At 56.9% G+C, this 24111-nt stretch carries 19 protein-coding genes; 7 read left to right on the top strand and 12 right to left on the bottom strand.

What is annotated here, in order from left to right; genetic code table 11:
- Positions 1 to 8: 8 nt before the first annotated feature.
- Positions 9 to 701: an aspartate/glutamate racemase family protein gene (locus CKF42_RS00910; RefSeq protein ID WP_111207228.1), complete on the bottom strand. Its 693-nt coding sequence runs from the start codon at positions 699 to 701 to the stop codon at positions 9 to 11.
- Positions 702 to 886: 185 nt separating this feature from the next.
- Here CKF42_RS00910 and CKF42_RS00905 point away from each other — a divergent pair, with 185 nt between their 5' ends.
- The gene (locus CKF42_RS00905) at positions 887 to 1207 is read left to right on the top strand and encodes a hypothetical protein (RefSeq protein ID WP_111207227.1); all 321 of its coding nucleotides are present in this window, start codon (positions 887 to 889) and stop codon (positions 1205 to 1207) included.
- Positions 1208 to 1220: 13 nt separating this feature from the next.
- On the opposite strand, the gene CKF42_RS00900 is transcribed toward CKF42_RS00905, so the two are convergent.
- Genes CKF42_RS00900 through CKF42_RS00890 form a run of 3 tightly spaced genes read right to left on the bottom strand, consistent with a single transcriptional unit; the run spans position 1221 to position 2442 of the window.
- Positions 1221 to 1748, bottom strand: coding sequence for a DUF4865 family protein (locus tag CKF42_RS00900; protein ID WP_111207226.1), 528 nt, complete (start codon positions 1746 to 1748; stop codon positions 1221 to 1223).
- Positions 1745 to 2137 carry a tautomerase family protein gene (locus CKF42_RS00895; RefSeq protein WP_111207225.1) on the bottom strand — a complete coding sequence of 131 codons (393 nt, stop codon included), beginning with the start codon at positions 2135 to 2137 and terminating at the stop codon, positions 1745 to 1747. Before CKF42_RS00895 ends, CKF42_RS00900 begins: the two co-directional genes overlap by 4 nt.
- Positions 2137 to 2442, bottom strand: a complete 306-nt coding sequence (locus tag CKF42_RS00890; protein WP_046102826.1) for a carboxymuconolactone decarboxylase family protein — start codon at positions 2440 to 2442, stop codon at positions 2137 to 2139. The genes CKF42_RS00895 and CKF42_RS00890 overlap by 1 nt, the downstream gene beginning before the upstream one ends.
- A 96-nt stretch (positions 2443 to 2538) precedes the next feature.
- Between CKF42_RS00890 and CKF42_RS00885 the strand changes: the two genes are divergently transcribed.
- Positions 2539 to 3420 (top strand): LysR substrate-binding domain-containing protein, encoded by an 882-nt coding sequence (locus CKF42_RS00885; RefSeq protein WP_058957262.1) that lies wholly within the window; start codon positions 2539 to 2541, stop codon positions 3418 to 3420.
- Between the two features lie 7 nt (positions 3421 to 3427).
- Here the strand turns inward: CKF42_RS00885 and CKF42_RS00880 are convergent, their stop codons facing one another.
- On the bottom strand, positions 3428 to 3973 hold the full coding sequence (locus tag CKF42_RS00880) for a TetR/AcrR family transcriptional regulator (RefSeq protein ID WP_111207224.1): 546 nt from the start codon (positions 3971 to 3973) through the stop codon (positions 3428 to 3430).
- A 98-nt stretch (positions 3974 to 4071) separates the two neighbouring features.
- A complete protein-coding gene (locus tag CKF42_RS00875; protein WP_111207223.1) occupies positions 4072 to 4635 on the bottom strand; it encodes a GNAT family N-acetyltransferase in 564 nt (187 codons plus the stop codon).
- A gap of 272 nt (positions 4636 to 4907) precedes the next feature.
- Here CKF42_RS00875 and CKF42_RS00870 point away from each other — a divergent pair, with 272 nt between their 5' ends.
- Positions 4908 to 5525, top strand: a complete 618-nt coding sequence (locus tag CKF42_RS00870; protein ID WP_111207222.1) for a pyridoxamine 5'-phosphate oxidase family protein — start codon at positions 4908 to 4910, stop codon at positions 5523 to 5525.
- A gap of 68 nt (positions 5526 to 5593) precedes the next feature.
- Here CKF42_RS00870 and CKF42_RS00865 read toward each other — a convergent pair whose 3' ends face one another.
- Complete coding sequence (locus CKF42_RS00865; RefSeq protein ID WP_111207221.1) at positions 5594 to 5986, bottom strand: VOC family protein; 393 nt, start codon at positions 5984 to 5986, stop codon at positions 5594 to 5596.
- A gap of 214 nt (positions 5987 to 6200) precedes the next feature.
- Here CKF42_RS00865 and CKF42_RS00860 point away from each other — a divergent pair, with 214 nt between their 5' ends.
- The 3 genes from CKF42_RS00860 (at position 6201) to CKF42_RS00850 (ending at position 12952) form a co-directional block, all read left to right on the top strand.
- On the top strand, positions 6201 to 7394 hold the full coding sequence (locus CKF42_RS00860; RefSeq protein ID WP_111207220.1) for an MFS transporter: 1194 nt from the start codon (positions 6201 to 6203) through the stop codon (positions 7392 to 7394).
- A gap of 110 nt (positions 7395 to 7504) precedes the next feature.
- Positions 7505 to 12037 carry an ATP-dependent helicase gene (locus CKF42_RS00855; protein ID WP_111207318.1) on the top strand — a complete coding sequence of 1511 codons (4533 nt, stop codon included), beginning with the start codon at positions 7505 to 7507 and terminating at the stop codon, positions 12035 to 12037.
- 60 nt (positions 12038 to 12097) lie between these two features.
- Positions 12098 to 12952 (top strand): aldo/keto reductase family oxidoreductase, encoded by an 855-nt coding sequence (locus CKF42_RS00850; RefSeq protein WP_111207219.1) that lies wholly within the window; start codon positions 12098 to 12100, stop codon positions 12950 to 12952.
- A 40-nt stretch (positions 12953 to 12992) separates the two neighbouring features.
- Here CKF42_RS00850 and CKF42_RS00845 read toward each other — a convergent pair whose 3' ends face one another.
- From CKF42_RS00845 to CKF42_RS00825, 5 genes are all read right to left on the bottom strand, one after another.
- Positions 12993 to 14492, bottom strand: coding sequence for a carboxylesterase (locus tag CKF42_RS00845; protein WP_111207218.1), 1500 nt, complete (start codon positions 14490 to 14492; stop codon positions 12993 to 12995).
- Positions 14493 to 14968: 476 nt separating this feature from the next.
- Positions 14969 to 16417, bottom strand: coding sequence for a sugar porter family MFS transporter (locus CKF42_RS00840; RefSeq protein WP_009092748.1), 1449 nt, complete (start codon positions 16415 to 16417; stop codon positions 14969 to 14971).
- A gap of 1229 nt (positions 16418 to 17646) precedes the next feature.
- A complete protein-coding gene (locus CKF42_RS00835) occupies positions 17647 to 18618 on the bottom strand; it encodes a ParB family protein (protein ID WP_111207217.1) in 972 nt (323 codons plus the stop codon).
- A gap of 7 nt (positions 18619 to 18625) precedes the next feature.
- Positions 18626 to 19825, bottom strand: coding sequence for an AAA family ATPase (locus tag CKF42_RS00830; protein ID WP_009092746.1), 1200 nt, complete (start codon positions 19823 to 19825; stop codon positions 18626 to 18628).
- A 1526-nt stretch (positions 19826 to 21351) separates the two neighbouring features.
- Positions 21352 to 22281 (bottom strand): RepB family plasmid replication initiator protein, encoded by a 930-nt coding sequence (locus CKF42_RS00825; RefSeq protein WP_009092744.1) that lies wholly within the window; start codon positions 22279 to 22281, stop codon positions 21352 to 21354.
- Between the two features lie 457 nt (positions 22282 to 22738).
- Here CKF42_RS00825 and CKF42_RS00820 point away from each other — a divergent pair, with 457 nt between their 5' ends.
- Positions 22739 to 24109 carry an aldehyde dehydrogenase family protein gene (locus tag CKF42_RS00820; protein ID WP_111207216.1) on the top strand — a complete coding sequence of 457 codons (1371 nt, stop codon included), beginning with the start codon at positions 22739 to 22741 and terminating at the stop codon, positions 24107 to 24109.
- Positions 24110 to 24111 lie beyond the last annotated feature (2 nt).

Here is a 24111-nt window from a genome sequence, read left to right as displayed (position 1 = left end):
TTCTGACGTCAGGCCAGTGCCTGAATGACCGCCTCTTCGGCGTGGATGAGCGTAGTATCGAACAACGGGACGCTGGCATCGGTGGCATCCACCAGCAGGGTGATTTCAGTACAGCCCAGAATAATGGCCTCCGCCCCCTGCCCGACCAGCCGCGCCATGATCTCTCTGTAACGGCGACGCGAAGCGGGATTGATCTCGCCCAGACAGAGCTCGTGGTAAATGACCTCATGTACAAAGTGACGATCCTCTTCATCCGGCGTGATCACCGTCAGATCGAATTGTTCCTGAAGCCGCCCGCGATAGAACGCCTGCTCCATGGTGAATCGTGTCGCCAGTAAACCGACTTTACTTAATCCCGCCTGCCGGATACGGCGTCCCGTGGCGTCGGCGATATGGAGCAGCGGTATCGTTGTTGCCGCACTGATTTGCGCGGCCACTTTATGCATGGTGTTGGTACAGAGTACGATGAATTGCGCACCGGCCCGTTCCAGATTGCGCGCCGCGTTGGCCAGTATCTCACCCGCCTGCTGCCATTCTCCCGCCGCCTGCAGCTGCTCAATGCGCTGAAAATCAACGCTGTAGAGCACCAGCTCTGCCGAGTGCAGGCCGCCCAGCCGTTCTTTAACCTGCTGATTGAGTATGCGGTAATAGAGCGCCGTAGATTCCCACGACATACCGCCTAACAGACCGATGACTTTCACGATGCTCTCCAGATTCAGGGATGAATTCTCAGCATGCCAGATCGGCGGGGTTCAGCAATCATAATCAGCAGGCCAGGCATAAATTCTGCCAAACGGCGTGACCCGTGCGCAGACTTTGTGGCAGGATACGCGGCCTGCGTCCTGCCCTATCCGGCAGACTGATTTTCACCTAACGCGTGACTGACATGACAAAACTCAAATTCATTCTTCCCCTCCTGCTGATTCTGGCCGCCGCGGCCTGGTGGCTGATGCCGCATGAGAGTGATGAAGAGACGGCCTATTACATCGCCGTGTTCTGCGCCATCAGTCATCAAGATGAACAGCAGCTGGCGCCGCAGATGCAAAAGGTAATCGAGGGCGGTAATTCTGACTATGCGCTGCAGAAAAACAGTTATAAACCCGCGCTGGGCAGCAGCGTGATCGGTCGCTGGCAGCAGCTGACGCCTGATGCAAAACAGCGCGCCGCAGAAGACAGCGCGGCCTGTCAGGAATTATTAAAGCGCTGATCGCTCTTTCTCGCTAAAGCAACATCTCTGCCGCGGCAGCACCGCGTGCGAGATAGCCAATGCGATAGCTCTCCTGCCCGTCTGCTGGTGGCTGAACGCGGGCCGAGATCTCCACGCCCTGCCAGCGGCTGATGTCCCAGGCATTGAAGCCCTCCCTGTCCGGCAGTGCCGCCAGGTCGGAGTGGGGAGCGATCGTCCAGCGCTTCAGCGTCATAAACCGCGCGTCGGTCAGATGCCTGACCACAGAGTGCCCCTCTAACGCCAGCCAGCTTTCGATGATCGGCCAGCCAAAGTCACTGACCAGAGTGGCAAAACCGGGACTTTGCAGGAAGCGCTGCATCGCACTGGCCTCCTGCCAGAAATAGAGCGGTGCATAGCGATTTTCATGCAGCGTGCCTTCACTCTGACAGCTGTAAAGAAACGCCTTTGCCACCAGCCCCGGAAATCCCTCCAGCCGGGCGCCATTCTGTCTGATGCGCTCTTTGATGATCGCCATGTCATAATCCGCTGGCAGGGTAAACCGGTAGTGCATCGCAATCATCGCGCCTCCTCCTCTGCCAGCATCCGGCCACCGCTAAAGCTCCACTCCTCGGTGCTGTTGAACTGAAGAATGATCATCACATCGTCAGGGTCGATGGCCATCTCCGCCTGAAGCGCCATGCAGAGCGCGCGATAAAAGCCCTGCTTCTGATGCCGGGTGCGTGGCCTGCCCGCCAACACCTGAAACAGCACAAACCTGTCACTCCGCCCGCCGCTCAGGTAGTGCCGGTCAAAGACCCGCTGACTGGCCGGTAGCCTTTCTGTCACCTGAAAGCAGTCACGTTCAGGCACATCAAATTCTGCAACCAGCGCCTGCTGAAGGAGGATGGAGAGTTGCTTCAGCGCGGTGTCGCTGTAACTTTCACCTAAGGTAATCCGGGTAAATGGCATCAGGCATTCTCCTCCAGATAGCTCAGGGCGGTAACCGCGGCGGGCCAGCCGGCATAAAAGGCCAGATGGGTGAAGCTCTCAATCAGTTCCTCCTGCGACAGCCCGTTTTGCCGGGCGAAATCGAGGTGCCAGGGCAACTGCTGCACACGTCCCAGCGCCGTCAGTGTGGCCAGCGTCAGCAGGCTGCGCTCTCGCGGAGACAGCACGCCGCGCTGCCAGATATCCCCAAACAGCACCTGCTGCGTCAGTTCAGCCAGTTTTGGCGCGCGCTGCGCCAGGGTTTCCCGATCCAGTGAATTTTTCATTGCGCTCTCCTGTGTTGTCAGCGAGAGTGTCGCCTGAGGATATCATCCTGAAAATCAAATTAATCCGCACCTACCATCCACGTTAACAGGACAGTCATGAATAAAGTGCCCGAGTGTCTCGATATGGATGCGCTGCGCAGTTTCGTGGCGGGCATTGACGCAGGCAGTTTTGCCTCCGCGGCGCAGCACCTGTGCCGTTCGACGTCCGCCATCAGCGCACAGCTTAAAAAACTGGAGCAGCAATGCGGAACAGCACTGGTGATGAAAAAAGGGCGACACCTGCAGCTGACCCGCAGCGGTGAGCAGCTGATGAGCTACGCCAGACGCCTGCTGTCACTGAATGATGAAACCTTGCGGGCCGTGCGAGGCGAAGCATTGCAGGGTGAAATACGCATCGGTATGCAGGAGGATTTTGGCGAGGCGCTGATGCCTGCGATTCTGGGCGCCTTTAACCGGCAGCACCCGGAGGTGATGCTGACCGCCCGCGTCGACAGAAATCTGCCACTGCTTACGGCGCTGGCGCGTCATGAACTGGATCTTGCCCTGCTCTGGCAGGCGGAACCGCAGGCTGGCACGCCGCTGATCGGTCAGTGTCCTTTAGCCTGGATTTACCATCCGGACGTTGACCTGGCGGGCATGTTACAGCGCGGCGAGCCTTTGCCGCTGGTGGTGTTTGATGCGCCGTGTGTGATGCGTTCGCGAGCCATCGACGCGCTGGACGCAGCCGCTATTCCGTGGCGGGTGGTATTTACCAGTCACAGTCTTAGCGGGATCTGGGCAGCGTTGCAGGCCGGTCTTGGCGTGACGCTCCGCACCCGCGCCGGTATGCCCGACAGGCTGGTGACGGAATCACAGCGGCTGCCCCCGCCTGGCACGCTGGGCATCGCGCTCGCCCGCGCAGATCGGGGCGAAGATCCGGCGCGCACGCTGTTGCAGCAGCTGATCGCTGAAGCTGCTCTGCCGTTTGTTCAGCGCTGACCCGCCGTCAGAATGCCCGCGTAATCAGGGAAGCACAGTACTCCGCAGAGACGTCGCGATCGCCGAACAGAATATGGTACATGACGGGCGCCACCACCACATCCATGACGCGATCGATGTCAAAGCCCGCTTCGCCACGCGCAACAGCACGGTTGTGCAGGGTTTCAAGATGCTGATAGGTAAACCCGCAACATTTCTGGCTGGCCTCCTCCGCATGACTGTTCATCACGTCGGCCAGCATGTCGCGGCCGACTTTTGACGACATCTCTTCCGCATACTGCTGGATAAACAGGGTAAGATCGCCGGTCATCGACCCGGTATCTTCCGGTTCAGCAATGGGCCGCATCCGCGCCACCGCCACGTCGGCCAGCAGCTGCGTCAGGTCGCCCCAGCGCCGGTAAATCGTAGAGGGCGTCACGCCTGCCTGTTCGGCTATCATCGGCACCGTAATCTCGGAGCGGTCAAGCGTCTCAAGCAGCCGGTTCACGGTGTTGTGCACTTCCGCCTGAATACGCGCACTGCGCCCGCCCTGTCGGACCATCTCCCTCGCCATCTTTTCCTCCTGTCTCATCAGCTTCAGATGTAAAATTAAAGCAACGAAATTGCATTAACGGATTGTCGCAGTGTACCGCATCTGAAATTTTACAGGCGTTAAAGCGTGCTACCGGGAGAGGAAGGCGCGTTGCCTGCTCTGAGCCAGTCGCTGCGGGTCAGGGTAAACATCAGGCTCGGCGAGAAGCCCTCCAGATCGTTGACCTTTTTCAGGAAGGTTAATCCGGCCTTCTCCAGCACCCGTCGCGAAGCGAGATGATTTTCGCGCACCACACCCGTAATGACGCTGAGTTCAGCTTCTTCAAAGCCATAACGTATGGCCCGGCGGGAGAGTTCGGTGGCATAACCTTTTCCCCAGGCGGCTGGCTCAAAACGATAGCCGAGATTATTGGTCTGACGGCCATCGAACTGGCTTCTGAAGACGCCGCCAAAGCCGATAATTTTTTCCGGGTTCGCTTTTTCAAATATCGTCCAGTCGCCAAACCCCTGTTCCCGATACCCCTGCAGGATGCGCTCCATGGACTGCAGAGCACAAGATCTGTCGGGCCACGGGCCGCGCGGATTAAATCTGTGTGTTTCAGGGTCGCTGTAGATTCTGAAGAGGTCGTCAATATCTTCCTGGCGGGTAAATCTGTAGAGCAACCGCTCTGATTCCCAATACATTTTTGCTCCTTGTGGGGACGGAATACGCCGCGGCTTACTTTTATATCAGCAATGTCTTTGGTAACCAACACCGCGCAGGTCAGCCTCCTCTCTGGAGAGAGCAGCGGAGTGCCTTCAGCGCTTTACAGACGGGCCGGTATCACAAATGACAACATAGCTGTTCTGACGCTGCGGTTATTAGTGTTAAATTTCTGTTTCATCTGACGCGCCCGGACGTTGGCGTGTCGCCACGGCATCATGGACATTCTGACTGATGAGGAGGATGGAGCCACATGACGGAACAGAGCAGCGTCATTACTGAACTTACTGAACTTGAACGTCTTTACGGCACGGTAGCCCGGCCGTCGATCGCTAAGGTGACGGATCATATCCACCCCGCCTATCGTCCGTTTATCGACGCTTCGCCGTTTGTTGCCCTGGCCACATCGGGACCTGACGGGCTGGATGTGTCACCGCGCGGCGATCCGGCCGGCTTTATCGACATTGAGGATGACAGAACACTTCTGCTGCCAGACAGGCGCGGCAACAACCGCATCGACAGTCTGCGCAACATTCTGCATGACAATCGGGTGGCGCTGCTGTTTCTGGTCCCCGGTATTGGCGAGACGTTGCGGGTAAACGGCACTGCCGCAATCAGCACCGATCCGGTGCTGCTGGAACGTTTTGCCGTCAACAACCAGCTGCCAAAAACGGTGCTGCGTATCGCCGTCGACACTGTTTTCTTTCAGTGCAGCCGGGCGATTCTCCGCGCCGGACTCTGGGATGTGACAACGCAGATCCCGCGGCAGAGCCTGCCAAGCACCGGCTCCATTCTCCGGCAGATTGCGGAAATTGATGGTGACGCTTATGACAAAGCGCTGCCAGAACGCCTGAAGAATTCGCTCTATTGATCCTTTGTGCCTGCCGATCGCTTTTCAGGGATCAGCAGGCTCATTGCTGAGAGCAGGAAAAGCTAGCGTCAGGCGAAGCGCGCCAGAATGCTCTTTGCCTGGCTGTAGTCGTAAGAGGTGACTTCAATCTTATTTTCGCTGGGGTCGTTGAAATAGACCGACATCGACACCTCATGGTCACTGATGCTGAACGGGATGCTGTTCTCTCTCAGGACGGGAATCAGCGTGCTGAACGCCGGGGCGGCCACGCTGAACGCGACCGTATGGCCGGGAGGCTGGGTGGTTCTGAGGAAGAGAGAGAGTGATGCTCTGTTATTCCTGATAACCCGCGGCCCACCCTGTTCAGCCCAGAAACCGAGTGAAACATCGCGTGAAAAGCCCAGCACCGCGTTATACCACTGTACGGCCTGTGCAATATCTTCAACGTACAAATGGATATGATCGATCTCCGCTATTTTCATCTTCAGGCCTCCTCAAACCCGATTTCTTAGATTCTTACTCAGTCTGTTTTAATGACATTTCACCCGCCTCTGGCCGTCTCAGCGTCAGATGGTCAACGCGCCGGAGAGGCGCGTCATTCAGACAGCAGGATTCGTTAAAGCAAAGATATTGCATTAAGCCCTGAGCAAGCGCATACCTCTTTTAAAGCTAATATTTTGCATTAAGGGACTTATTATGACCCACGCTCTGACGCCTCAGGCCGCAACCCGCACCACGATCTTCAGCTTTACCAGCGCCGCGCTGATCTCCGCCACCAGCAGTGCGCCCACACCGCTCTATCCCCTTTACCGGACGCTTTTTCACCTGACGCCGACGATGCTGACGCTGATTTTTGGTGCCTATGCTTTCGCGCTGCTGGCGGCGCTACTGACGGTAGGGAAAGTGTCCGACTATACCGGGCGACGTCCGCTGATGTTGCTGGCGCTGGCGCTCAACGCCATTGCCCTGGTGATCTTTATGACCGCCGGGTCGGCGACAACCCTGATTGCAGCCCGTCTGGTGCAGGGGTTTGCTACGGGAGTTGCGTTACCGACATTCGGTGCCAGCCTGCTGGATGCCACCAAAACACGCGGGCCGCTGCTCAACTCGTTTACCGCCTTTCTGGGGATGACGCTGGGCACCCTCGCGGGCGGCATTCTGGTGAGTCTGGCCCCCTATCCTACCGTAACGCTGTACGCACTCCTGTTGTTACTGATGCTGATTGCCATGGCACTGCTGCCGCTTATCCCTGAAACCATTTCGCCTCAGCCGGGCGTGCTGGCCGCTCTGCGCCCTCAGGTCAGCATACCGCGCCGTGCGCTCGGCCCGTTGTTAAAAGTGGCACCGGTGAATATCGCCACCTGGATGCTCGGCGGTTTCTACCTCTCTCTGATGCCCACGATGGTGGCAAACGCTACCGGACTCACCTCGCCCTTCATCGGCGGATCGGTTGTTGCGACGCTGATGCTGAGCGCAACGGCAGCGGTCTTTCTCTTTCGTCCGCTACCGCCCGCCCGCGCACTGGTCATCGGGACGCTGATGCTGATGACCGGCGTGAGCGTGACGCTGACCGGCCTTTCGCTGCATAGCGTGGCCTGGCTTTATATCGGCACCGCCCTTGCGGGCCAGGGGTTTGGTTCAATTTTCGCTAACGTGCTGAAAATCATCATGCAGTTAGCGGAAAGTCATGAACGCGCGGGCCTCTTCTCCGCCTTTCTGATCAAAAGTTATCTCGCGTTTGCCCTGCCCGCAATTGCCGCCGGTATTGTCGCGCCGCATCTCGGACTGACCCGGACGGCCTGGTGCTACGGGATGACCATCCTGGTGCTGGCGATGGTGTCGCTGCTGGCAGTAAGAGGCCGTGCGCTGGCGGGCGCTGCCGGTTCCTGATCCCTGGATGACGCGGCCGGTTAGCAGCCGCGTCATCCACAATCGGCGATTTTCACTTACACTCAACGCATTAATGTCTGGTGCAGTTGCTGTGCGATACCGTGAGAATGATGCCGAAATCCCAATCCCTTCCGGTCCTGGACCGCTTTTCCCCTGCTACCCGGCGCTGGTTTTCTGCCGCCTTTAAAGCCCCAACCCCGGTACAGCAGGCGGCATGGCAGGCCATCGCCAGCGGAGCGCATGCGCTGGTGATTGCCCCTACCGGCTCAGGAAAAACGCTGGCCGCCTTTCTGACCGCCATTGATGCCCTGTTTCAGCTCCGGGCAGAGCAGCCCGCCCCCTCACGTGAAACCACGACCCGCGTGCTCTACATTTCGCCGGTCAAAGCGCTGGCGGCGGATGTGCAGCGCAACCTGACGCTTCCGCTTGCCGGTGTCTGTGCTGAGCGGCAGGCGCAGAATGAGCCCGCGATCACCCTGACTGTCGGAATGCGTTCCGGCGATACGCCGGCTGCAGAGCGCGCCCGGCTGCTGCGCCGCCCACCCGATATTCTGATCACCACCCCTGAATCGCTGTTTCTGATGCTGACCTCAAAAGCGCGCACGACGCTGCAGGGTGTCACCACGGTTATTGTTGATGAAGTGCATGCTGTAGCGGGTTCGAAGCGCGGCTCTCAGCTCGCCCTGAGTCTGGAGCGGCTGGATGCACTGCTGCCGCGGCCCGCTCAGCGCGTGGGACTCTCCGCCACGGTGCGGCCGGTTGAGCGTATCGCTGCATTCCTGGGTGGCTGCCAGCCCGTCCAGGTGGTTAACCCCTCCTCCGATCGCACCCTGCACCTGACTATCGAGGTGCCGGTGCCAGATATGACGGACATCGCCAGTGACAGCGACCTCAGCGGCGAAACGCCGTCAGCCAGCGGATCGATCTGGCCGCATATCGAAGCACGCATTCTGCAGCAGGTGATGGCCCACCGCGCCACGCTGGTGTTTGTTAATTCGCGAGGGCTGGCTGAAAAACTTACTGCCCGTCTCAATGCGCGTTTTTTTGAAAGGCAGGCGGCGGCGGAAGATCCGGATACCGCAAGCAGCGACAGCCGTGCTGACCCTATCGCCCGCTCGCATCACGGTTCCGTTTCCAAAGAGCAGCGCGCCGGGATCGAATCGGCACTCAAGCAGGGCAGCCTGCGCTGCGTGGTCGCCACCTCCAGCCTTGAACTTGGCATCGATATGGGGCCGGTGGATCTGGTGATTCAGGTAGGCGCTCCGCTCTCGGTCGCCAGCGCTCTGCAGCGCGTGGGGCGAGCCGGACATCAGGTTGGCGGCATGTCAACCGGCATCCTGTTTCCCCGGACGCGACACGATCTGCTGGATGCCGCTGTCACCTTACAGTCGATGCGTGCCGGCCAGCTCGATGCGCTTAGCCCTCCCTCTAATCCGCTGGATATTCTGGCGCAGCAGACGCTGGCAGCCGTTGCCATGGACTCCCTTCAGGTTGATGCATGGTACTGCCTCGTCTGCCGGGCCGACCCGTTTCGCGGGCTGTCGCGCCGCCTGTTTGACGCCACGCTGGATATGCTGGCCGGGAAATATCCCTCGGAGGGTTTCGCGCAGCTACGACCCCAGCTGATCTGGGATCGTGAGAGCGGTCTGCTGAGCGCGCGTCCCGGCGCTCAGCATCTGGCCGTGACCAGTGGCGGCACCATTCCCGATCGCGGCATGTTCAGCGTGATGCTGCCGGAAGGCGAAGAGCAGGCTGGCTCGCGTCGCGTCGGGGAGCTGGATGAAGAGATGGTGTATGAGTCGCGCATCAATGACATCATCACCCTGGGCGCCTCCTCCTGGCGGATTCAGCAGATCACGCACGACCAGGTGGTGGTGGTGCCTGCTCCGGGCCGTCAGGCTCGTTTGCCCTTCTGGCGGGGAGAAGGGGTTGGCCGGTCGGCCGATGCCGGAGCCAGTCTCGGGCTGTTTCTGCGCCAGCTGAATAACGTCTCCCCGGCTGAGGCGGAGAAACAGCTGCTGTCGCTGGGCTTGAATCCCCATGCAGTGACCAATCTGCTGGCCCTGCTGGCTGATCAACGCACCGCAACCGGCGTCATCCCGGACGACCGTACGCTGCTGATCGAACGCTGCCGTGATGAACTGGGTGACTGGCGGGTCATTCTCCATTCCCCGTGGGGAAAGCGGGTCAATGCTCCCTGGGCACTGGCCATTGCCGCACGTATTGAGCACCGGATGGGCATAGATGCCTCTGTGGCGGCCAGCGATGATGGCATCGTCGCCCGCTTCCCCGCCAGCGAGGAGGAGCCACCGGGCGCGGAACTCTTTGTCTTCGATAGTGACAGGCTCACGCAGATCGTTACAGAGAGTGTGGGTCACTCTGCGCTGTTCGCCGCCCGCTTTCGTGAGTGTGCCTCGCGCGCGCTACTGCTGCCCAGGCGCAATCCGGGCAAGCGTTCCCCGCTCTGGCAGCAGCGGCTGCGCGCCGGTCAGTTGCTGGCGGTTGCCAGCGCGCATGACGACTTTCCGATCCTGATCGAGACCGCACGCGAATGTCTGCAGGATGTTTATGACCTGCCTGCCCTGCACCATTTAATGGAGCAGATTGCGCAGGGCGAGGTGCAGTTCAGCGAAGTCACCACCGGACAGCCCTCCCCTTTCGCCGCTCCGCTGCTGTTTGGTTATGTCGCTGAATTTATCTATGCCAGCGATGCCCCTCAGGCGGAACGTCGTGCCTCTCTGCTGTCACTCGACAGCAACCTGCTGGGTGAACTGCTTGGCCAGACCCGCAAGCGTGACCTGCTGGAACCCGCTGTCATCGTCGGGGTTGAACAGGCGTTACAGCGCCGTGATCCCCGCTATCAGGCACAGCACGCCGAAGGCATCATCGATCTGCTGCGCGATCTTGGTCCGCTCTCCGTAACGGAGGTACGGGCACGCTTCAGCGGGGATGCACAGCAGGTCACCGGGGCGTTAACGCAGTTTGCGGCTGCGCGGCGTATTATTCCGGTCATCATCGCGGGTGAAGATCGCTGGGCCGTCATTGAAGATGCTGCCCGGCTGCGCGATGCGCTGGCGGTAGCGTTACCTGATGACCTGCCAGCAACATTTCTGTTACCACCCGCCGCCCCGCTGCATGATCTGATTGGCCAGTATGCACGCACCCATACGCTGTTCACCGCCCGGTCGCTGGCAGCCCGCTATGGTCTGGGTGTCGCCGTGGTGAATGAGGTACTGCTGACCCTGCTTCAGCAGGGCAGCCTGCTAAATATGGGATCGGCAGCAGGCGAGTCGGAACCGGCGTGGGTCGCCGCCGATATCTTCTCGCGACTGCGACTGCGTTCACTGCAATCAGCACGTGAAGCCACGCGCCCTGTTCCGCCCGCTGTCTGGGTCACTCTGTTGCTTGAGCGCCACGGCGTGCTGAATGAACGGCGTCAGGAGCAGCAGGGTGCCGAGGGCGTGTTACGGGTCATTGAGCAGCTCGCTGGCGTGCCGTTACCCGCCTCGCTCTGGGAGTCGCAGATCCTGCGCGCCAGAGTGGCCGACTATCAACCCGCCATGCTTGATGAACTGCTCAGCCGTGGCGAGGTGATCTGGTGTGGTCATAAGGCGCTGGGCCACAACGATGGGCTGATCTCGCTGCACCTGACTGAATGTGCCGCGGAGACGCTGCCGGTCATTGACACCACCCAGCCTGTCACGCCGCTGCAGCAGCAGGTTATTGACGCACTCAGCCGGGGTGGCGCCTGGTTCGTTCACGAGATCATGGCGCAGCAGGGGGAGGCAGAGTTGCCGTCTGACAGCCTCTGTGAGGCGCTGTGGCAACTGGTGTGGCAGGGTTATGTCACCGCAGACAGCTGGATTGCGGTGCGGGGCCTGCTCACGACACCGGGTGCATCCCGTGCGCGTCCGGCACGTACCCTGCGCACGCGTTTTGGCCAGCGCTTTACACCTGGCGCGCTGACAGCCCGCAGACCGGCGGTCAACACTCTGGCCGGACGCTGGTCGCGGCTCCCGCGTCAGCCGGTTGCGCCTGCCCGACTGGCCCTGTCGCTGGCGGAGAACCTGCTTGACCGTTATGGCGTGATCACCCGCGGCAGCGCGGTTGCTGAACAGATCCCGGGAGGGTTTCCGGCTCTGCAGCCGGTATTGCGCAGTATGGAAGATGCCGGTCGGCTGTTACGCGGACGTTTTGTCGACGGTGCGGGCGGTGCACAGTTTGCCGATCAGCAGACGATTGAACGACTGCGCAAACTGGCAGAGAACCCGCTCGCTGAGGCTGACGCCGTCGTACTGGCAGCACCCGATCCGGCTAATCCGTTTGGCGCGATGCTGAGCTGGCCGGTTCATGGCAGCGGTACACGCCCCACCCGTCGTCCGGGCGGACGCGTGGTGATTGCCGGTGGCGCACTGCTGCTCTACCTGCCCCCCGGCGGTAAAGAGTTACTGACCTTTACTGACGATCCCGCACGGCAACAGGCGGCGGTGGCGGCACTGGGTGCGGCGCTGAAACGGGAAAATTCATCCATGTTTACGCTGGAGCGGGCAGATGGCAAACCGGTAACCCAGTCTCCCCTGCTTAACGCTTTACGCCACGCCGGTTTTTCGCGGGTGCCACAGGGTCTCAGCTGGTATAGCTGAACACCTGCCGGATCGCTGAATCACCATTACACTTAATCGACATCCACGCAGGAGGTTTTCATGTCAGATACCACCATGACTTTCAAGTTAGGCGATCGCGAAGTTAACCGTCTTGGCTATGGCGCTATGCAACTGGCCGGGCCTGACGTGTTTGGCCCGGTTAAAGATGAAGCGCGCGCGATACAGGTTTTACGTGACGCCATTGAAGCTGGCGTCAACCATATCGACACCAGCGATTTTTATGGTCCGCACGAAACCAACAAATTAATCAGGAAGGCGCTCCATCCCTATCCGGAAGATCTCTGTATTGTCACCAAAGTGGGGGCACGTCGTGATGCAAGAGGCGGCTGGCAGGCGGCGATGGAGCCGGAGGCGCTGACCCAGGCCGTAGAAGATAATCTCCGCCACCTGGGCCTGGACGTTCTTGAGGTGGTGAATCTTCGCAGCATGCTGCATCCGGCTAAACCCAAAGAGGGCTCTCTGGCCCCTCAACTGGAGGCACTGCTGGCGTTGCAGGCACGCGGGCTGATTCGCCACATCGGTCTGAGTAATGTCACGGCTACGCAGATCGCAGAGGCCAGGGCGATGACGCCGATTGTCTGCGTACAGAACATGTATAACCTCGCGCATCGGCAGGATGATGAGCTGGTGGATCAGCTTGCTCAGCAGGGCATCGCCTGGGTGCCTTTCTTCCCGCTGGGCGGTTTTTCTCCCCTGCAGTCGGAGCAACTTAATGAGGTGGCTGCGTCCCTGAACGCCACCCCTATGCAGGTCGCCCTGGCCTGGCTGCTGCGACGTTCGCCCAATATTCTGCTGATACCGGGCACCTCCTCCCCCGCGCATCTGCAGGAGAACCTCGCCAGCCGCAGCCTGGTGCTGTCAGACGAGGTGATGGCAAAACTGAACACACTATAAATCCCGGCCTGCACGCTGCAGGCCGGTTGTGATGCTGCATTCAGAAGTCACTGAGGCAGGCTGCCAGTGGGGGCCTGTCACTGCAGTCAATGTGATGCGTGATGCGCGCGATCATGTAAGGATAGAACGGGTTAGAGGTCGCGCGCATAATCGAGTCCAGCCCCACGATCAGCACGGCACTCTCACCGCGCAGCGACAGCGTGCCAAAACTGATACCGAATTCATTTTTCCTTTCAGGCGCACTGCCATAAAGCCCATCCTCCGCCGGAAACGGAATAGCGACATGTGACAGAGAGTAGAGGCCGGCAGGATAGTCGATCGCCAGCGGCGCCCTCTTCTCCTTAGTCTCTCCCGCAGGCACGCTTCGGGTCACCATTTTGAGCGAGGTGGGTGATGCGTTGGTGAAGAGGGTCGTGGCGTAATCCCGACGCGCCTCTGGCAACAGCTGACTGACCGCGGTGTAAGAGGAGCGGCGGAATAACGGACTGACGCTGACCGCCTGATTGATATCAAACAGCACCAGCTCACTGCCATTTTCCGGCAGGTAGTGATAGAGCGATCGGATGACCGAAGGCGTACTCACGGTCGAGTCCATCACGGACTGAAAGGTCAGCACCGGCGGGAAATCTGACAATCGCTGGTCACGGGCATTCTGCTGAATCTCCTTCTGCAGCGCCTGCGTCAGCAGCCAGGTCTGGCGGGCTGCGTGTATCGGGAAGGAGTTATATTTAAACGGGTTAAACTCCGGCACGATGTTCAGCCAGGCCGTTTTCGAAAAGGCCGGCAATACAGAGGGCAGACCGGCCATGCCCGCGAAGCGGGCAAAACGGGTTACGCCGATCATCGGCGATAACAGAATCAGCTGCTGCGGCTGACGCAGCGTGGGATCATTCTGGCTGTCGAGGGCATATTTTACAGCCAGCGCCCCGCCGTTCGAGAATCCCACCAGATGCAGAGGTGTCTGCGAGCCTGCGAGCCGCGTCGCCTCTCTTACTGCCAGACGTGTCGCAGCCATCCAGTCCTGCCAGTCAACATCGGTCAGCCCTGCGGGCACCGTACCGTGACCCGGTAACCTTATCGCGACCGCCACATAGCCCTGCTGACGATACACTTCTGCAACGTGCCGCAGGCTATAGGGACTGTCGGTCAGCCCATGCAACAGGACAACGCTTCCACGGGGTTTGCCGGTCGGGTGCAGAATATAGGAGCGGTTCCAGTCCTGAGCAAAATGGCCCGGATAGATCATGCTGTCGGCAAAGTAGCGGTTGAGCGGGGTTTTCTCATCATCGCTGAGCCGATCAGTGACCTGCTGCTTCATCTCATCGAACAGCCGGTTCTCTGCCCTGAGATAGTCGGCATAGCTCGCCTTATCGAGCGCTTCAACGGTCAGCTCATGCGGAACCCAGGTATGCCAGCGCTGTAGCTCAGGTCCGCGTTCTGCTTCATAGATACGAAAAATCAGTAACAGAAGTATCAGCCCCCCAGCCACCAGGATGACATGCCATAGCCTGCGGGAAATGGTTTTCAGCTTCCGGGTCATAGTTCCTTTCCAGAAAAATCAGAATGTACAGCGAACCCTGCGAACGGCACATTGCCGTTACTGTGATGGCCGGGAGTATGAGTAAACGGCCCGTTCAGCACCTGAGACTCTCTGAATAAAAGCGAGCCAGAACAGCAGCGTTTTCTGAGCCCTCCGCACGGTGAACCCCTTAGGTTTGGTATACAGAGCAGATGACAAGGGAGTATAGCGCAGCGCCTCAGGCAATCTTTGTCTGCGGTCATGCTTCATCTGACTGACCGTTTCTGTAATAACTACCGGGAGTGTAATGCGTTGTTTTCTGGCGATTTCAGCCTGAAATCGCCAGAGCGGTATAAAAAAAGACCACACCTCTGAGCTGATTACAGTGAACGTTTATTCTGATGACGCATCAGCCGGAGGAAGAAAAAGACAGATTGAGGGGAATGCGGAGAGGAAAACCGGATTCGGCGCGAGTGCCGAATCCGGGGATGGGATTATCAGGCTTCAGCCGCTTTCTGCTTTTCGCCAAACTTCTCTTTCATGTGTGATTCGATCTCTTCCAGACTCTTTCCGCGCGTTTCCGGCACCATCGCCATCACGAAGATAAGCGATCCGACGTTAATCGCAGCAAAGATAAAGAAGGTGGTGCTGCCGGCATATTCCATGATCGGCGGGAAGCCAAACGCGACTACCGCATTGAAAATCCACTGAAGTGACACTGCCCCGCCCGTCAGGACGCCGCGCAGCTGCATCGGGAACAGCTCCGACATCATCAGCCAGTAGACCGGCGAGATGCACATCTGCATGCAGAACAGGAACAGCAGAATACAGGCCAGCGCCAGATAACTCTGCATCAGGCTGGTGCTCATAAAGGTCAGCACGCTCCCCAGCAGAATCTGCGCGGTGACAACCAGGCAAAGACCGGTGATCAGCATGGTGCGACGCGGGAAGCGACTGATAGCCCAGATGCCGACAAAGGTGGCCAGTACCGATACCACGCCATTACCGATGGTGGCAGCGATCGAGGCACTGGTGCCCAGACCGGTCGACTTCAGGATAATAGGCGTGTAGTACATAAACCCGTTGACGCCGGTGAACTGCGCGACGAAGCCCAGACCGACGCCGATGATCATCAGCCGGATGACCCATTTCTCGCGGATCAGGGTTTTCGCGTCCGGACCCCGCTCTGCCGCCCTCGCCTGCTTCTTCATCTGCGCCATCTCATGGCGCACCTCACGCGGCGTCTCGCGCAGGTACTTCAGGATCTTTTTCGCCTCTTTCAGTCGACCTTCCGCCACCAGCCAGTGTGGTGATGCAGGCACAAAGAAGGTGCCGATAAACAGCAGAAGCCCCGGTACCATCGCAATCGCCAGCATATAACGCCACAGGTGCTCATCATGCAGCAGATAGCTCAGCAGCGTACTGGCAACGTAGGCGACCAGCTGCCCGGTCACGATCATCAGCTCGTTACGGCTGACCAGTGGCGCACGCAGGCGCGGTCCGGCAATCTCGGCGATAAACACCGGCACAGTCGACGAGCCACCGCCGACAGCGATCCCCAGCAGGAAGCGCATTGCCACCATGACGTTGACCGAAGGTGCCAGCGCAGTTCCCAGTGAACCCAGCACGAAAATCACTGCCAGTGAGCGTAACGTAATACGGCGGCCAAAGCGGTCAGAGAAGAAACCACTGAGGAAAGAACCGATCGCGGCCCCGAACACCAGCGAAGAGGCGACCAGTCCTTCGGTGAAGGAGTTAAGCCCCAGCCCGCCCTGAGCAGGCGGGGACGTCATATAAGGTAATGCACCTGAGATAATCCCGGTGTCGTAACCAAAAGCCAGTGCACCCATCGTCGCCACCAGCACCACCAGAAAAATACGCTGGCGAACCGTATCGGCTGGCGCGTGGTCGCCTGTATCACCCGAGTCTGAAGTATTAATACTCATCATATCCCTGTCATAAAAGTTAAGCGGCCCGCCTGATTAAATTTCATACGGACCAGAAATGGAACATTCACACCAATTGTGTAAAGAAGTGTAGACGGTATTCTGGAGTTAGCTCTGGCAAGGCACTTTTTATAAAGCGCGACTTTTAAACAGGTTAATCAGCGTGATAGTCGCACTGACTGACTAACCCTCTGCCGGTGTGATGACATCGCTGGTGGTGATGCTGTCCGGCGGATACCGCGTCAGCTGGCTGGCTGGCTGGCTGGCTGGCTGAAATGTGCATTTTCCGATCTTATCCTGACAACCTGGGATGACAGCTTAATGGCCTTTTACTGATTGCAGTGGACAGTGCAGGTGGAATATCGACGCACTATCGTTATAAACAGCTCTGATGATTGCGCTACCTTATCGATGCCAGTGGCCAGGGGCGAAGTGTGGTGGTAAGTGCAAAGGGACAGCCGTGGGAAGCAGGGCGTAAAGTCTGTCGGTGCAGTACCCGGAACCGATGACTTCCCGATTCACTGTAAACAGTAGCAGGCTTATTGCCGGAGAAAAAAGTTATCCACTTTTTCTGTGGATAACTGAGGGATATTTTCTGAGTATCTTTTCATACTGGCTGACCTTCACCCGGCTATGAAGCAGACAGGCTTGGTTTCTCCTCCTTTCTGTTCATTTGTAAACACCACGCTGGTGACGGGGTAGTGGCGCAAATGGCGATTTCAGGCTGAAATTCTCAGTACATAAATTTTAAATACAACGGGTTAAGGTCAAAGTCACCACGCAGACATGCGCACTTTTACTTAAAGTCCGCCGGGCAGCGCTGAATAATTCTGAGCTAAGGCACGACGACTTAAAATCAGTCTGGCGGGGCTGGTCACTAATGAAGCACCTTAGCGACAGCAGTATGCCGTTACGCTGACCAGGAGGCACGATCCAGCGCAATAAGAAGGTAAAGCAGAGAAAGGCGAGGTTATGCCCTCAGCGTAAACCGGGCGGCGACGAAGCGTGCGTTAAAAGGGCTGATGACGTGGCGATTTCATGACGGTTGAAAGCAGATAATTCATGAATAAATATATTCTATTCAACAGGTTAATCATTATCCACACGCTGAAATCATGGCGATTTCAGCCTGAAATTCGGCTTTAAGTCGTCTGTCAGACGGCGTATGCAGGGATAACCCTAATAAAAAAAGCCAGCCCTGAAGGCTGGCTGATGAGAAAAGCATGAACTCAGCGGTTGAGATATTTTTTTAGCGTCTCGGCGATGACTTTATCCAGTTCTTCCTGCAACTCTTTCGACTGACGGTTAAACTCATAGCTGAACATCCGGCCACGCACCTTTTTGCGGGCAAAGCGATCTTTGTCAGCAAATGACCAGAGCGCCACTGAGTGCGTTTTATCTTTTTCCGGTTCCTTGATCAGCGTCTGGCTCCCCTGACGAATCAGACGCAGGATGTGATTTTTAATCTCATCCTCCGCCAGACCTTCGCGGGCGCACACCACATCAATTTCCATCGAGATGGCTTCAATCAGCGCCTCTGTGCTTTGTCCTGACTCGTTCAGCTTCTCCGCTGCCTGTAATAACGCTTTATAGTCCGGATAAGTGAGTTCAGCATGATTAGGGAATAGGGAAATCAGATCGGCAGGGACGCTGGCAGCCTGAAGCGCACGCGTGACTTTTGCCTGAGACAGCCCCTGATTTTCGGCAATCTCTTTTTGTGATAATCCGCCATCCTTCAGCGTCAGCAGACGCATCCCCACTTCACGCAGGTTATGCTCCCGGGCCGTCTGAATATCCTGCGCCAGTCTGCGCGCCTCATCGGCGGTGACAGGCGATTCGGTTATCAGGACATCCAGACCGGTCTTGCAGTAAAGCGCAGCGGCACGGCGACGTGAGCCGTCAAGGATCTCAATGCGTCCGTCACGCATCACACCAATCGCAGGGAAAAACTGCTGCAGTTTGATGGTGCGGATAATGTCACGCAGGGAATCCGGTGTCAGTCCTGCCTGATCGCGTCCGTTGGTTTCCATCGTGACAAAGGTTTTGCTTTCAACATCGCCTGCGGCAATGCGTTCAAAACGAAACTGCGCGCGCTTGCCGGTGGCCAGCACGAAAGTCTGGCTGTGCTGGCTGTCAGGTGCATCATTTTCCAGTGGTGTCTGGCTGAAGGTTCTGCCAATCGTAATTCTTTTTGCGCTCATACAAACCTCAGTTCAGGCGAATAAATTCGATACGGTCGAATACGGCTTTTGCAAAATCCTCTGCGGCGGAGCGCGCATTTTTCAGGGCTTCGCTGCTGCCAACGTAGGTCGACGGGTTCGCGGAAATGACCGTATCAAAGGATTCACCACAACGTTCGAAACCATCCAGGCGGGGAAGGGCTGCATCAAGCATATCGCCACCAAAAATCTCTTTTGCCAGGCTGTGGCAGAGTTTATGGTCTGCTTTATTTGAGAGCTTGGACATAAAGCCGATGTTGCCCTGTAAGCGGCAGGTTGCGCCGGAATCTTCAATAATCGCGATCAGCTCTGGCAGGCGAGTCAGATACTTAAGCGTTGAGTGGAAGTCAACCTGGGCCGGAGGAACCGGCGTCATCAGCAGGTCAGAAGCTGCGATGGCGTTCTTCAGAAACGCATCCAGATGCGGCCCGCTGTCGACAAAGATGAAGTCATAATCTTTTTTCAGCTTAGCGATAACGTTGTCATACAGCACGGCATGAACGTTCTGCTGTGGCAGATGCTCAGCGCAGAGCTCATCCCAGCGCGAAGCGATAAAGGCATCGTCAATCGAGGCTGGCAGCACATCTACACCGGGAATGATTGAAGGAACGATAAATTCATTAACCAGCTCATCCCGCGAGACATTCTGCAGCATCGCCTGAGCAGCCGTCGCCTCCACCAGCCCTACTGAGCGCTCGTGGTTCAGAAACATCGTGGCTGAGGACTGCGGATCGAGGTCAATAACCAGGATACGCAAGTCTTCAAACAGCAGATGGGGGTGGGCGCGCAGCGCGTGCGCAAGGGAGACGGTAGAAACGGTTTTGGAAACGCCGCCCTTCAGATTGCCGACAAAGAGGGTGTAGGCTTCACCATGGCGGTCGCGATACTTTGGCACGCCACGATGATGATAAATATCGATAATATTCTGGATCGACATGGCGTACTTAACAGACGTCCCTGCGGCGCGTTTATCAAACTGATAGCCACTCTCTTCCATCTCATTAACGGCATAATCGACGCTGGCTCGGGTCAGTTTAGGCAACTTGGCTAACGCCGCCTTGGCGTAGACCTGATAATAGGTATTTTCATGCAGTTCCTGCTTCTGCGCCTGAATCTGCTCGGTGAGGCTGAGCAGCATGCGTTCTGAACGCTGTGCAACTTTCATCACCTGCTTGTCGTCGTTAGCCATAGTTGCTCCAGATATGTAGGATTTACGACTTTATACAGAAATCCTGCACATGAGGCAATAAATTATCCTCTCAACACAATCTGCGTTTTTATGTAACAGCACGGGTTATAGTGAGCTTCATCACACTATTGCTGCAGAGCGGAACGATATCGCGCGCTCAGAACCGGAACATTCACTGTAATCAGCATAACGTTCACTGTAATGAGTGAACCGATTGAGGGTAAGCAGTGGATGATTGCAATGACAGACAAGAGGTAAAAACAGCAGGCACAGGAAGATAAGCGGAAAACATTCACTGTAATCAGCAGCAGCCTAATCACAATGCCGGTAGCGATCGGCAGGATGGCGCGCCAGATCAGAATTGTGCAACCTGCAGATATCTGCATCCAGAGGTAAGAGTCGCTTCGTGGCTCAGCCAGCACAAAGCAAAACGTTCACTGTAATCAGTAGCGTTCAGTTTGCTGACGATGGCCTGTCTGATGTTCACTGTAATCAGCAAAGGGAGGTTATAGGCCATGTCAGGCAGAGAGGGCAGGGCAAAGATTCACTGTAATCAGCAATAGTCTGCTGACCTTCTTTACGGAGGGTAAACCTGACGCGGAACAGCAGATAAAAGGTGAAACTGTCACTTCAGCGGCGGATAGCTAACTGCGTGTGGCTGGTAACGTTCACTGTAATCAGTCGCGCCTACTGTGGGCTACTATTCACTGTAGTCGGTAAGTGAACAAAGTCCAGGCTGACGTTCACTGTAATCAGCAAAAAGTGTCAATTCTGCGCGATCCGGTTTGGCCGCTGTAAGGATTAATCAGCGCCCTGCCTGACGCAGTAACTGACAACGTCCTGCAGGGTATCTCTGATTCCCTGCTAACGTTCACTGTAATCAGCAAACAGGAGCAGCAATTGTTCGTTAACGGCCAGGCATTCACTGTAATCAGTACAACATTCACTGTAGTCAGTACAACGCTTAAGATCATCTCCTGATCAGCATGCAGGTTTCAGGCAGGCGTCAGAAACATTCACTGTAATCAGTAGCGGTCACGCAGCAATCCGTAACCCTGTATGACGACAGCCTTAGCCTGTAGCTGTTCACTGTAATCAGTAACGCAACCCCGCTGTTCTGACCCTGGCGGCAGAGGATCATAGCGCGCTGAACCGGTGCATCATCATCACGCTGCTTTAAAGCAGGGAGAGATTGCTGCATTCACTGTAATCTGCAACAGGGGATAAGAGGACGGCCCGGAACGTTCACTGTAATCAGTAAATGTCAGCGCAGAGAAGATGACGAGAAATGTATGTGAGTACACACTTTCGTTTAAAGCCTTGAAACGGTAGCTTCTGCAGGAAAAGGATTATCGCTGTTATCGTTCTGAGAGGTAAAAGGCTACTGATTACAGTGAACGTTGCTGAATACAGTGAATGGGTGGGGGTGACTGATTACAGTGAATGGTCAGGATAGGCTCGCTTCCCAAAGGCAGCGGGAAAGTGACACTGCCACGCGGTCTGCTGATTACAGTGAACGCGAGCCGTTAGTCATCAAATTCGATGTCATCCAGGGAGTCGATACTCTCCAGATTGCTGATGCCATCCAGCTTTGGCGTACGGCTGTGGATAATGAAAAAGACTGAGCGACCACGCTTTACTTCTGAATAGTCCAGATAACCAATCTCTTTCAGCTGCTCCATCGCACGTCGTACCACGTGGTTCTGCGTCGTGGTCTTGGAGCCCAGATTCAGGCGCATGCGCAGGCGTGCCAGTGAGATAGGGGCAGGATTGGTGGGCAGACTCTCCAGGAAGGTATAGAGCGCCTGAGCAGACTCCTTGCGCTTCAGACGGGATATCGCGCGCAGCTGAAGCAGGACTTTATGGTCAAAGTTATAGAGTTCGAACAGCTTTGGGTCAGCCTGAATACGCACGATATCTTTTTCGCGATCGTAATAAGCAGACTGAACAAGGTGGGTGTGATACGCCTTGCCATTGCCTTCAAAGGAGAGGGTATTGGTCGCGATACGGCGTAACGACGCGTCCAGGCGCTTACGCAGTGCGGCTGAAGAGTTTGCCGAGGGAATGCCGCACATCTTCACAAAGTCGATAAAGGGGAGTGTGACGGTATCGCCTTTGGTGGGATAGCGGGAGAACGACTGAATGATGCCCGCCCAGGTTTTGAAATCGTTATCCATATCCAGCCGCGCGCCGGTAATGGTAATCTTTTCGTACCCTTCGGCTTTCACCAGCGTCAGGTTCTTCAGCTCTTTAGTCGCATCCGTTGAGGCCATCGCACCGGATTTACCGCGTGCCGTCGATTTCAGGGTCGGCACGAACAGTCCCAGACGCATTAAGGCGACCGGCTGAACGGTATTATTCTTGTTGGGATGAAGCTGAATAACTTCACCACTGTTTTTGGTCACTGACAGAAAAGGTTCTAGCAACGCTTTGTTTTCATTGTCTTTATCTGCCATGGCGTAGGATCTTCATTCTGTGGATGAAAGGGATCGTTTTCTGACTACAGTGAACATTAGCACTGTTTACAGTGAACATGCTACCTGGTACAGTGAATAAAGTACTGATTACAGTGAACACTTTACTGATTATAGTGAACGCGATCACCCTTTCAGCCCTTGGTGGGTGCGGCCTGCGACGATCGGGGATCTCTTAGGATCTCTATATGATCTATTAAGGATCGTTTTTTAGGATCGGGTCACTGTATAAGTGGATAACTTCCTCATTCGCTTATGCTTCAGAAGCGTTCAGGCTGCATCTCGTCTCTCTGCACATTTCGCGCCGGAAGCCAGTTCGCAGCAATCCTGCCACCTGCATTCTCGAAAAATAAACAACTTCCTCACTATTATTCATTTTTCATCATCAACTTCAGCGCGTATCGTCTTTTCATCACTGAAAGAATAAGGAAAGGGCACCATGACTGAATATGTACTCTCACGCAATCCGGCAACCGGCGAAATTCTGGCTCGTTATCCTCTTCAGAGCCCTGCAGAACTTGAACAGGCACTGACAAAAAGCGCCTCTGCCTTTGCCCTGTGGCAGCGCAGCAGCATGGACGATCGCGTTCGTGTCCTGCGTCAGCTGGGCGAACAGATCCGACTGCGGGAAAACGATCTCTCCCGCACCATTACCCTGGAGATGGGCAAACCGATTGCCCAGGCGCGCGCAGAGGTTCTGAAATGCGCAAACTTATGCGACTGGTATGCTGAACATGGCCCGGCCATGCTGGCCGATCAGCCAACGCAGGTTGCTGATGCCTGGCAGCGGTTTCGACCTCTGGGCGTCATCCTGGCGGTGATGCCGTGGAATTTCCCGCTGTGGCAGGTTCTGCGCGGTGCAGTAAGCATGCTGCTGGCCGGGAACACCTACCTGCTGAAACACGCGCCAAACGTCATGGGAAGCGCCACGCTGATGGCGGAACTCTTTGAAGCAACCGATCTGCCTGCTGGTGGCTTTAACCTGATTAACGTCGACAATGATGGGGTCTCCGTCGCCATCAAGGATGACCGGATTGCCGCTGTTGCGGTGACTGGCAGCGTTCGGGCAGGTGCCGCCATTGCCGCACAGGCGGGCGCAGCACTGAAAAAGACCGTGCTGGAACTGGGCGGATCCGATCCCTTCATCGTACTGGCAGACGCCGATCTTGATGAAGCCGTGAAATCAGCCGTCATCGGACGTTTCCAGAACACCGGACAGGTCTGTATGGCTGCCAAGCGCTTTATTGTGGAAGCGCCAATCGCAGAAGCGTTTGAAAAACGCTTCACCGCAGCCGTGCAGGCCCTGACGATGGGCGATCCCCTGGACGAAAAGACGTTCCTGGGCCCGATGGCACGCGCCGATCTGCGCGATGAACTGGATGGTCAGGTTAAGGCGACACTGCGTGAAGGCGCCCGTCTGGTACTGGGCGGCGAGAAGGTAGCAGGGGAGGGGAATTATTATGCTCCGACTATTCTTGCCGATGTTACGCCTGCCATGACCGCTTTCAGAGAGGAGCTGTTCGGCCCCGTCGCCGCCATTGCGGTCGCACGCGATCCACAACATGCACTGGAGATCGCCAACGACAGCGACTTTGGCCTCAGCGCCACCGTCTGGAGCGGTAACGAAGCGATCGCCGATCAGCTGGCGCTGCAGCTGGAAGTCGGGGCCGTCTTTGTGAATGGCAACGGCGCATCCGATCCGCGTGTCACCATCGGCGGCGTGAAAAAAAGCGGCTACGGCCGTGAACTGTCACATTTCGGCGTACATGAGTTCTGTAACGTCCAGACCGTGTGGAAGAATCGCCGCTAAGC

Origin of the sequence: Pantoea sp. ARC270, assembly GCF_003236725.1 — a bacterium.
In the GTDB taxonomy this organism is placed as follows: Bacteria; Pseudomonadota; Gammaproteobacteria; order Enterobacterales; family Enterobacteriaceae; genus Pantoea; species Pantoea anthophila.
The sequence above is the reverse complement of the archived record's forward strand: the minus strand, read 5'-3'. Positions and strand labels throughout refer to the sequence as shown.